This window comes from Pediococcus argentinicus (assembly GCF_001437605.1).
Classification (GTDB): domain Bacteria; phylum Bacillota; class Bacilli; order Lactobacillales; family Lactobacillaceae; genus Pediococcus; species Pediococcus argentinicus.
Map to the genome: position 1 here is coordinate 1 of NZ_JQCQ01000043.1, position 9,939 is coordinate 9,939.

At 37.8% G+C, this 9,939-nt stretch carries 13 protein-coding genes; 6 read left to right on the top strand and 7 right to left on the bottom strand.

The genetic code is table 11. The features are described 5' to 3' along the window. On the top strand, positions 1-683 hold a 683-nt coding region (locus tag IV88_RS09520), incomplete at its 5' end, for an MBG domain-containing protein (protein WP_269083844.1). Then, entirely contained in the window at positions 680-2,260 is a 1,581-nt protein-coding gene (locus IV88_RS09525; RefSeq protein ID WP_057800411.1) for an MBG domain-containing protein, read from the top strand. The genes IV88_RS09520 and IV88_RS09525, both read left to right, overlap by 4 nt. Before the next feature lie 63 nt (positions 2,261-2,323). Here IV88_RS09525 and IV88_RS08170 read toward each other — a convergent pair whose 3' ends face one another. The 6 genes from IV88_RS08170 to IV88_RS08195 form a co-directional block, all read right to left on the bottom strand. After that, positions 2,324-2,695, bottom strand: a complete 372-nt coding sequence (locus IV88_RS08170; protein WP_210726825.1) for a YxeA family protein — start codon at positions 2,693-2,695, stop codon at positions 2,324-2,326. Positions 2,696-2,714: 19 nt separating this feature from the next. Then, positions 2,715-3,725: a YdcF family protein gene (locus IV88_RS08175; RefSeq protein WP_057800412.1), complete on the bottom strand. Its 1,011-nt coding sequence runs from the start codon at positions 3,723-3,725 to the stop codon at positions 2,715-2,717. A 63-nt stretch (positions 3,726-3,788) separates the two neighbouring features. Beyond that, entirely contained in the window at positions 3,789-4,208 is a 420-nt protein-coding gene (locus tag IV88_RS08180) for a MarR family winged helix-turn-helix transcriptional regulator (protein ID WP_057800413.1), read from the bottom strand. A gap of 14 nt (positions 4,209-4,222) precedes the next feature. Beyond that, positions 4,223-4,936 carry an SDR family oxidoreductase gene (locus IV88_RS08185; protein ID WP_057800414.1) on the bottom strand — a complete coding sequence of 238 codons (714 nt, stop codon included), beginning with the start codon at positions 4,934-4,936 and terminating at the stop codon, positions 4,223-4,225. Positions 4,937-5,036: 100 nt separating this feature from the next. Beyond that, positions 5,037-5,660 (bottom strand): alpha/beta hydrolase, encoded by a 624-nt coding sequence (locus tag IV88_RS08190; protein ID WP_057800415.1) that lies wholly within the window; start codon positions 5,658-5,660, stop codon positions 5,037-5,039. A 4-nt stretch (positions 5,661-5,664) separates the two neighbouring features. Next, entirely contained in the window at positions 5,665-6,624 is a 960-nt protein-coding gene (locus IV88_RS08195; protein ID WP_057800416.1) for a ring-cleaving dioxygenase, read from the bottom strand. A 120-nt stretch (positions 6,625-6,744) separates the two neighbouring features. Between IV88_RS08195 and IV88_RS08200 the strand changes: the two genes are divergently transcribed. Then, positions 6,745-7,398 carry a YoaK family protein gene (locus IV88_RS08200; RefSeq protein ID WP_057800417.1) on the top strand — a complete coding sequence of 218 codons (654 nt, stop codon included), beginning with the start codon at positions 6,745-6,747 and terminating at the stop codon, positions 7,396-7,398. Here IV88_RS08200 and IV88_RS08205 read toward each other — a convergent pair. Then, positions 7,373-7,975 carry a TetR/AcrR family transcriptional regulator gene (locus IV88_RS08205; protein WP_057800418.1) on the bottom strand — a complete coding sequence of 201 codons (603 nt, stop codon included), beginning with the start codon at positions 7,973-7,975 and terminating at the stop codon, positions 7,373-7,375. The genes IV88_RS08200 and IV88_RS08205 overlap by 26 nt on opposite strands. Before the next feature lie 122 nt (positions 7,976-8,097). On the opposite strand from IV88_RS08205, the gene IV88_RS08210 reads away from it, so the two are divergent. The 3 genes from IV88_RS08210 to IV88_RS08220 all read left to right on the top strand — a co-directional run bounded on the left by IV88_RS08210 (position 8,098) and on the right by IV88_RS08220 (position 9,939). After that, positions 8,098-8,904, top strand: a complete 807-nt coding sequence (locus IV88_RS08210) for an oxidoreductase (protein ID WP_057800419.1) — start codon at positions 8,098-8,100, stop codon at positions 8,902-8,904. 65 nt (positions 8,905-8,969) lie between these two features. Then, positions 8,970-9,329 carry a hypothetical protein gene (locus IV88_RS08215; RefSeq protein WP_057800420.1) on the top strand — a complete coding sequence of 120 codons (360 nt, stop codon included), beginning with the start codon at positions 8,970-8,972 and terminating at the stop codon, positions 9,327-9,329. Between the two features lie 55 nt (positions 9,330-9,384). After that, positions 9,385-9,939: a nucleotidyltransferase family protein gene (locus tag IV88_RS08220; protein ID WP_057800421.1), complete on the top strand. Its 555-nt coding sequence runs from the start codon at positions 9,385-9,387 to the stop codon at positions 9,937-9,939.

The following is a 9,939-nucleotide window of genomic DNA, read 5'->3' on the forward strand; positions in this document are numbered from 1 at the left end:
ATACTTTGAGCGGAACAGATTCGAAGATCTATGATGGTAAGACCACCAAGATCGATGATGTCTTGGGTAGTTATTCTGTAACTTTAAGTAATGGCGAAAGTTATACGTTAAAAGCTGGAGATCTGAAGTTTAATAAGGATCCCAAGGATAAGGACAAGTATGTGGTTAGCTTAACGGCAGCTGGAATCGCAAATATCCAAGCCGTTGATAGCAACTACGATTTCACAGCAGGTGACGAAGTCACAGGAAGTTATGAAATTAAAGCAGCTGGTGCAACTTACACTCTAAGCGGAACGGACTCGAAGACTTATGATGGTAAGACAACTAAGATTGATGATGTTTTGGGTAGTTACAGCGTAACCTTGAGTAATGGTGAAACCTATACATTAAAAGCTGGAGATTTAAAGTTTAATAAGGATCCCAAGAATAAAGACAAGTATGTGGTTAGCTTAACGGCAGCCGGAATCGCCAATATTCAAGCCGTCGATAGTAACTATGATTTCACCGCGGGTGACGAAGTCACGGGAAGCTATGAAATCAAAGCAGCTGGCGCAACTTATACTTTGAGCGGAACAGATTCGAAGACCTATGATGGTAAGACCACTAAAATCGATGATGTCTTGGGCAGTTACAGTGTAACCTTGAGTAATGGCGAAAGTTATACGTTAAAAGCTGGGATTTGAAGTTTAATAAGGATCCCAAGGATAAGGGCAAGTATGTGGTTAGCTTAACGGCAGCCGGGATTGCCAATATTCAAGCCGTCGATAGTAACTACGATTTTACCGCAGGTGACAACGTCACGGGAAGTTATGAAATTAAAGCAGCTGGCGCAACCTATACTTTAAGCGGAACAGATTCGAAGACCTACGATGGTAAGACCACTAAAATCGATGATGTTTTGAGCAGTTATTCCGTAACTTTGAGTAATGGTGAAACCTATACATTAAAAGCTGGAGATTTAAAGTTTAATAAGGATCCCAAAGATAAAGACAAGTATGTCGTTAGCTTAACGGCAGCCGGAATCAAAAATATTCAAGCCGTCGATAGTAACTATGATTTCACCGCCGGTGACAACGTCACGGGAAGTTATGAAATCAAAGCAGCTGGAGCAACCTATGCTTTAAGCGGAACAGATTCGAAGACCTACGATGGTAAGACCACCAAGATCGATGATGTCTTGGGTAGTTATTCCGTAACTTTGAGTAATGGTGAAACATATCAACTTCAAAATGGCGATTTGAAATTTGATGGGGATGCACGAAATGTTGGAACTTACGCTGTTAAATTAACAGATAGTGGGCTCAAACATTTACAAATGCTAAATCCAAATTATGACCTTATTGCTAAAGGACAGAATCCAACGTTTAACATTGAGAAGAAGAAAGTTACTATAACTGTTGGTAATGCAACTAAACAAGTTGGAACCAAAGATTCTGATTTCAACGCTAATGTTGATGGATTGATCAGTGGTGACAAGTTAGCATATGAACTTACACGTGAACCTGGTGAAAAAGCGGGTCAATATGTAATCAATGTTTCCTTAGGTGCTAATGATAATTATGATGTCCAAGTAATTCCAGGCAAATTAACTATTAAAGCAGCACCTGAAAAGATCACCGGAACAGTAACGGTTCACTACGTTGCAGGTGGTCGATTTATCCATGCTGATAATCATTTGAAAGGGATTGTTGGTGATGGATACGAGGTTAAAGCTTTAAGTATCCCTGGTTATACTTTGAGACGCGTTGTTGGCGAGGCTAATGGTAAATTTGATGGATCAAAAGTTATTACTTTCTACTACACGGTAGATTATACTGGAGTTCCACAAACGCCAAATGGTAAACCAATACCTGGTATAAAACCTATTAAAGGAACTGGTGAACCTGGAAGCCCAATTCACGCTCCAGAGATTCCAGGATATCAATTCATTGGTCAGGCGGTTATTCCAAACCAGCCAGGACAGGTTGCACTTATTTACAAAGCAATCGAAAAACCTGGTCATAATGGTGGAGGATCACATGGAACTAAGGAACCAAATGTAAAACCAGAAGTAATCAAACCAATTACACCAATCAATAATTCAAAGAAGGCGGTTAAAGAATCAACAACAGCTCCTTTGAAATCTAATTCAACTGCAAAACGATTGCCACAAACTGGCGATAAAGCGCAGGAAGATTCAGAATTATTTGGTCTTGGTATCATGGCACTTCTTGGTACCTTAGGACTTGTGATTTTGAAGAAACGTCGATCTGATGATTAGACAAAATAAAATGGTGAAGATAAATTCAATTGAGTTTATCTTCACCATTTTTTATATTTTATTTTATTTATCGATTTTTTCTAATGCTTTTTTAGGCACTTGATTGTGATCAACCTTTTCCCAGTTCAGGACTTGTTCGCGATGCTTGTTATAACCAACTTTGATGTAGGCATTCATTTTCAGGGGATGATCCTCAACGCTGTTAAATTCGGTCTTAACTGAATCACCGTTTTTGTCGTAAATCGGTTGGTCGTAGTGATAAATTGTATACTTCGAACCGTTATCAAACTTTTTAACCTGCTTAGTACCGCCAGTCGTAATCTGTGTGTAGTAGTCGGTTGCGCCATAGTTTAGTTGGTACCAATAATAAGCACCACCAAAACCAATTACAGCGATAATTGCGACGATAATTCCAGTAATCATACCTTTTTTCATAATTGATTCGCTCCTTATTCTATAACATGAGGGCAATCCCAATGATTGGCCAAATAATAATTATTGCTAAAGTAAACCACTTATATAATACCAAGAGTGCGATATATTCGCGAAGTAAAGCGCTTGGTAAGAAATAAAATGAAGTTGGAGCTCCAACGCCATCAGCGTTTAGCTTAGCTTTCCGGGCGTAAATTGCACCGCGGAGGACATGATAGTTATTAGTTGAAAAGATAATGTGGGGCTTTCCAGTTCCATTCCAATCTTGGTCGATTTTTTGCTTTGAAAAGCGCATGTTTTCCAGTGTCGTAGTCGATTTATCTTCCATAATAATTTGTTCATCCGGAATATTTTGTGACAGCAGATATTTCCGCATTGCAAATGCTTCAGAAACCGGCTCATCAGGGCCTTGACCACCACTAACAACAAATTTACCGGTTTGACCTTGGCGATTGTAGTATTGAATGGCTTTGTCCAAGCGACTCTTCAAAAGCGGAGTGACAGTTTCAGAACGAACACCAGCACCAAGAACCACAAAGTAGTCTAAATGACTGCGAACTGGAATCATTTGATAAATGAATGAATAGAATAAATATCCAATGAAAACAGCGGTAAAGGTTACGTCAATTCCGAATACTATCAAGATCAGTCCGGTTAGTATTGGTCCTAGTTGTGGGACGAAGAGTAGGACGCCACCCATACCCAAAGTAAGAAGGGCGTTGACACCAAATGCTAAGGATAGTCGAGCCGTTAAGCTTTTTCCTTCTTTGGATTGCATGACATAAGTATTCATAATCATTGCAAAACCGGCAATCAATGGGATTCCAACTAGCGCCAATAGCATGAAGATCGCTAGGGCTAGGATTCCATTTTCCGAATTAGATACGGTTGATGCTAATAGCAAGACGACATAAACAATTAAACTCAGTAAGCTGAAGGCAAAGAACATGCCACCGAAAAAGCTTCTGCGATCTCTTAAAACCACAATGCCTGATATCAGCATAACCGCCAGTAGGATTAATAGTAAGATCAAAGTTGGTTCCTCCTGTGGACGATTAAATTAGCTTAATTTTACCATAGGTGGTTAGAAGAGATGTTAGTTTAATTTACTAGTTGCTTGTACGAGTCCACGTGTTAATTGTGACTGAACGGATTGACTTAAGAGCTCTTCACTGTGTTTAGAATATTGTTGGAGACATTCATTGGCTAATTTTAAAGTTGCAGAACTTTGGTCGGAAAGACTGATGATATTCTTATGACTGATTTGTTCAATGTTGATTAGATTTTTTTTGACTAATTTGTCTAAAATACGCATTAAACTTGAGCGTTCATATCCTAAGATATCAACTAATTGAGCAACTGAAAGTTCTTGATAGTCTTCTAAAGATAACAAGATATATGAATAGGCGGCTGGCATACCAGTTGGTTTGAAATCTTGATTAGCAATTCTTGTAATTTCACGCGTATATTTGGCCGCTGTAAAGTATGAACATTCAGTATAAAAGGTATGGGACATAATCGGGTTCCTTTCTAATAGGTCGGATGTAAAATAATTTCGTTAATATCAACGTTGCTAGGCTGGTCGATTGCATACAAAACAGCTTCTGCAACGTTTTTAGGTTCCAGTCGTTTAACTTGTTTAAACGGTTCGGAATCTTTTTCATTGAAGAAACCAGTATCTGTAAAAGCAGGTGAAACCATCATTGAACGAATGTGATTGGGTGACTCTTCCAGTCGTAATCCGGTCATGATAGCTTGAATGGCAAATTTTGTTGCTGAGTAAACTGAGTTGTTCTGTCCAACTTGATGACCTGCCGTAGAGTCAGTCGTTACAATCTGGCCGTATCCCTGCGTGTGCATCACAGGTAGAACGGCTTCAATACCATATAATACACCTTTGATATTGATATCAATCATGGCGTCCCAGTCATTTGAACTGGTTGTTGATAATGAGCCAAATTTCATAATACCAGCGTTGTTATCAAGAACATCGATTCGATCAAATTTATCTAGCGTCTTTTCAACTAAACGAATTAAGTCCGTTTTCTTGCTAACGTCAGTTACCTGATAAGCTGCAGAATTAGCATGTTTAGCGTTTAATACATTTGAAAGTTGTTCGAGTTGGTCCTCATGTCGAGCTGCCAACATAACCTGATGTCCTTTTTCGACTGCAGCAATAGCAGTTGCTCGCCCAATCCCACTAGTAGCTCCTGTTACAATAATTACTTTTGATTGTTTAGTCATGTTTTTATCCTCCAAGTTTAAATGTGTATGTACACAGTAACGCTAAATGGAGTTTTAAACAAATAAAAACTCAATCTTTTAGTCGATTGAGTTTTAGTGATTAAACATTTGAATTAATTTGGTTAATCCATTCCTTGGCGCTAGCTAGTTCATCATCCGTGATTTTGTGGGCTGACTGATGTTGAAAACTAGTTACTTGGGCACCAGCTACCTTGAGTGAACTATTTAATGCGAGAAAGCTTTGTGGAGAAACGATTTGATCATTGGCTCCATAAGAATCCCAGACTTTCACATCATTTAGCCCGCTTGTAACGGTTGCATCTGTTAATAACATGGGATGAAATAGGATTGCAGTTCTGAAAGGTGCATCTTTGCCGTTTAACCAAGAATAAGCTGCCACGTTAGCTCCGTTGGAATATCCAATTACAATTGCTTGAGCAGGATCTAAGTTATGTTCTGCAAAGCTTTCTTGAATGGCTTTTAACAACCAATCAGTCTCTGAATCAAGACTCCCAAGGTCGAATCCCCCATCTTCAGTATGGTTAAAATATCTGGTTCGACCATTTTCAATTAAGCGTCCGCGAATGCCAAGCTTAGGACTATTTGGTGATAAGAAGTCGGCAATGTTAACGAGGTCCTCTTCACTACCGCCAGTTCCATGCAACATTAAGATTGGTGCGTATCCAGGCTTTCCTTCTTTGAAAAATGTATATGCATCAGACATTAGATCACTTCTTTTCTGTATTAAATGGAACTAGATGTGACTCGATTTCAGTACGTTGATCCTCTAAAAATGGTGGTAACTCTAAATGAATGCCAGCTTCATCATACGTCTCGTCTTGTAAGAATCCGGGACCATCAGTGGCAATTTCAAACAAGACACCGCGACCTGGTCGGAAGTATTCTGATTTGAAGTAGAACCGATCAATAAAGCCACTTTGAGCTAGGTGGGCTGCCTTAATTCGTTTAATCCAGTAGTGGAGAGCAGATTCATCTTCAACGCGAAAGGCGAGGTGATGAACCGTTCCATAGCCCTGGAATTGGTCCGGTAAAATGACACTGGATTCAGTAATGACCTGTGCACCATGACCGCCATCATGAAGTTCAAATAGCGTTTTGCCATTTTCAGTATCCAACTTGGTGAAACCCATTATCTCGGTTAAAACGTGTTCCAAATCATCTTGATAATTGACCGTAATATATGTGGGGCCTAAGCCACTAATGGCATATTCAGTAGGGATGGGACTTTCTCTATAAGGAGTTCCTGCACCTAAGCCATGATTATTTTCGTCTGAAACGAGTTGATATTGTTGATCATCGAAATCAGAGAAGTATAGATGTTGAGATCCAAAAAGGGTTTCAATGTTTCCGTGTCGAATGTTAAGAGTATCAAAACGTTCTTGCCACCATTTTAACGCTTCATCACTGGGAACTCGAAAACCAATCCGAGTAATTCCGTTTGTACCCTGGCGACCCTTAGGGTTATTAGGAAAATCAAAGAAGGTTATATCAGTTCCAGGGGTTCCTAAATCATCGGTGAAATATAGATGATATGTGCGCACATCATCTTGGTTTACGGTCTTTTTAATCAAATGCAATCCCAAAATATTGGTCATGAAATCAAAAATCTTTGGAGCACTAGATGTAACTGCTGTAATATGGTGTAGGCCGATTAAGTTTGTATTCATAATAATCCCTCCTCGTGTGTGAGAGTGTTTAAAATTAATTGGCTTAATTATATATACTGATAAAAAGTAAGTAAAGAGTTTATAATAATCTTATTAAGTAATTTAAAAGAGGGTAAGAGTATGGAACGAACACAATTTCCAATCCATGAAAGATTAGTTTCAGGAACGCTGCTAGCAATGGCCGCCGGTGGCCTTGATTCATACAGTTATTTATTACATGGAAATGTTTTTGCGGGACTACAAACCGGTAATTTAATTCTACTAGGAACTAATATTGGATCCGGTCATTTTGGCGAACTGTGGCACTATATCTTTGCAATTTTAATGTTTATGATTGGCGCTGTTATCGTCCGTCATTTACAAAGTTTCTATAGTAATGAGATAAAATTAAGTCGCCAAGCGGTAGTTGTGATGTATGAAATTGCCTTATTGGCTGTTGTGCTTGTGGTCGGTCGCTATGTCCCAGATGTTTTAGCTTCAGGAATTTTATCATTAGCTGCTGCAGCACAGTTACAAGAATTTCGTAAATTAAAGGGTGGTCCTTTCACTTCCTTGATGATGACTGGTAATTTGAGAACTGTCTCAGAAGGTGTGTATGATTTCATCGTCAAACATGATTCCAAAGCACTCAAGAAGAGCGCTGATATGGGATCCATTATTTTAAGCTTTGTCTTGGGTGCTTTAGTAATGGGATTCTTAGTGAGCCTAATCAACGTCTTTGCGATTGCATTTTCGATGGTTCCATTAATTATTTTCTTGATTCGTTTAAGGTAGTGGAATCAACAAATAAAGGCCTAATCAAACTAATAAAGTTAGACAAAGGGACTTCGCTATATGTAAAGTCGTGTGTTTGAATAGCGTTACTGTAACTTAAAATTGAATTAAATAGAATGTCCGCTAATAGAATCGAGTTAAAGTCTCGAACATTGTTAGCGGATTTTTCATTTTCAATCCAATTGAATAATTTAATGAATAATTGTGAATCATTAACTGAAGGCAGAACTTTTCTAAAGTGTGGGTCAGCCCGCATGAGTTGAATTACTTTGATGGATGTTGGATTTGAATTATTGAAGTCATAAATCGACTTAACAGTTTCACTCAATACGTTATCCACTGATCCACTTAAGGAAATATTTTGATCAAGGAAGGATGTATATAAATCAAGGTGATGAGTAAAAACAGAAATAAGTAAATCTTCCTTATCCTTAAAATAAATATATATATTGGAGTGAGATATCTTAGTTTTTTTTGCGATTTCCAAAATAGATACTTTAGCAAGTCCATCAGTAACAATGATTTTAGAAGTGACTTTTATAATTTTATTTTTGCGTGATTCATTTTTTGATTTCATGAGACTTATTTTAGTTAATTTTATGCTAAATAGCAATATGATTGTGTTGACAAAAGACATATATGTCTTTTATAATCTGCTTATATTAAAGACATATATGTCTGTTAAGGAGATTTTATATTATGACTAAAGTAGCAGTGATTACTGGAGCATCATCTGGAATTGGATTATCGACGGCCCATATTTTACAGCGAAAAGGATATCAAGTTATTGGTGGAGCACGTCACGTAGATAACCTTCAAAATACTGATACTAGTGGTGTGAAATTTTTAAAGTTGGTTGTTACTAATCATGAAAGTGTCACCCAATTTGTGAAACAGATTATTAATGATTATGGCAATATTGATTTAGTTATTAATTCAGCGGGATATGGACTATTTGGTGCATTAGAGGAAGTTGATTTAGAGGATGCTCGCAATCAACTAGAAGTTAATTTATTTGGAATGGCAGACCTGAATAAACAGATACTGGCCGGAATGAGATTACGACATAGTGGTCGAATTGTTAATATTTCTTCATTAGCAGGAAAGTCTTACTCACCGTTAGGTGGTTGGTATCACATTTCTAAACATGCAGTTGAAACTTACAGTGACGTTTTAAGAACTGAAGTGGAAGATTTTGGTATTAAAGTAGTAGTCGTAGAACCAGGCATTACTGATACTAATTGGCAATCAGTTGCTAACAATAAACTATTAAATTCTACATCAAAAGCATCACCATACCGTAATTTAGCTGAGAAAGTTGCAAAGGTTTTAACCAACACAACGGCCACACCAGATGAAGTTGGTGAAGTGATTTTTAAGGCTAGCACGGTTGAAAAGCCTAAAGCACGCTATCAAGTTAAATTCCCAGATAAGATGGCTGTTAAGCTAAGCGGACTTGCTTCTGATAGAGTTCAAGACTGGTATATGAAACGAATGATGCGATAATTTATTAATTGTTGCCAGTTTATATTGTATAATTGTTTCATAAATCATTTAACGGAGGCAACGACATGCGGGAACGGCAACAAACATCCATCATTCAAATCACAGGTTTTATCATTTGGTGGATTTCCACGCTGGTAATTGTAATCGGCGGTTGGCTGGCATTTATGGATGTATCCATGCGCCAAGCTAACGTTATGAACGCTGTTCCAGGAGTTGCCGGAAAAGATGATCTGACCTTTTTAATTAGTATTGCCTTCATTTTGATATTTGTGCAGGCTGCTAGTTACTTGGCTTTGAAGCATTTGCATGCTGGTTCTAGTATCATTTGGCCAGTACTCCTGATTCTATTGAGTTTCACTGGAAATGTATTCTATATTATTCCGGGACTTAGTGGATTGATTTTTAATATAACTGAACGAAGATAAGAGAAAGCTTTCTGACTGGATTATTTGGTTGGAAGGCTTTTTTTTGGAGGGAATTATGAAATATCTGAATGATTTAAAGAAGATTATTAGTGACAACGAAGAATTGATGAAAGCTTTGCGGGTGGTTAAAAAAGCAGATTTGAAACAGGGATGCATTGCTGCAGGCGCAATTCGTAATTTGGTCTGGAGTCAGCTAATGCAGCAAGAAATACCAGGACTTCATGACGTTGATGTGGTATTTTTTGATCCAAGTAAAACATATTCTGATAATAAAAAAATTCAGGATGCACTTAAATTAGAATATTCAGCTCTGAATTGGGAAGTTAAAAACGAGTTCTATATGAATACTCACAATAATAAAGAGACACCGAAGTTTAAATCTGTTGAAGATGCCATTGCACATTTCACCGAGACAGCGACAGCAGTTGGAGCTTATTTAGATGACGATAATCAATTGGAAATCATTGCACCATACGGACTGGACGATTTATTTGAACTAAAATTAAGACCTACTCCTTATTTTGAAAATGATCAATCCGTCTTTATTAAACGTGTAGAATCCAAGGAGTGGACCAACAAATGGTCCCAATTAAAATTAATCTATAATTGA

What these genes read in the sequence shown, in the direction of transcription:
- IV88_RS08220 (WP_057800421.1), top strand. Translation starts at nt 9,385, where the DNA reads ATGAAATATCTGAATGATTTAAAGAAGATTATTAGTGACAACGAAGAA.
- IV88_RS08190 (WP_057800415.1), bottom strand. Translation starts at nt 5,660, where the DNA reads ATGTCTGATGCATATACATTTTTCAAAGAAGGAAAGCCTGGATACGCA.
- IV88_RS08170 (WP_210726825.1), bottom strand. Translation starts at nt 2,695, where the DNA reads ATGAAAAAAGGTATGATTACTGGAATTATCGTCGCAATTATCGCTGTA.
- IV88_RS08180 (WP_057800413.1), bottom strand. Translation starts at nt 4,208, where the DNA reads ATGTCCCATACCTTTTATACTGAATGTTCATACTTTACAGCGGCCAAA.
- IV88_RS08205 (WP_057800418.1), bottom strand. Translation starts at nt 7,975, where the DNA reads ATGAAATCAAAAAATGAATCACGCAAAAATAAAATTATAAAAGTCACT.
- IV88_RS08195 (WP_057800416.1), bottom strand. Translation starts at nt 6,624, where the DNA reads ATGAATACAAACTTAATCGGCCTACACCATATTACAGCAGTTACATCT.
- IV88_RS08185 (WP_057800414.1), bottom strand. Translation starts at nt 4,936, where the DNA reads ATGACTAAACAATCAAAAGTAATTATTGTAACAGGAGCTACTAGTGGG.
- IV88_RS08210 (WP_057800419.1), top strand. Translation starts at nt 8,098, where the DNA reads ATGACTAAAGTAGCAGTGATTACTGGAGCATCATCTGGAATTGGATTA.
- IV88_RS08200 (WP_057800417.1), top strand. Translation starts at nt 6,745, where the DNA reads ATGGAACGAACACAATTTCCAATCCATGAAAGATTAGTTTCAGGAACG.
- IV88_RS08215 (WP_057800420.1), top strand. Translation starts at nt 8,970, where the DNA reads ATGCGGGAACGGCAACAAACATCCATCATTCAAATCACAGGTTTTATC.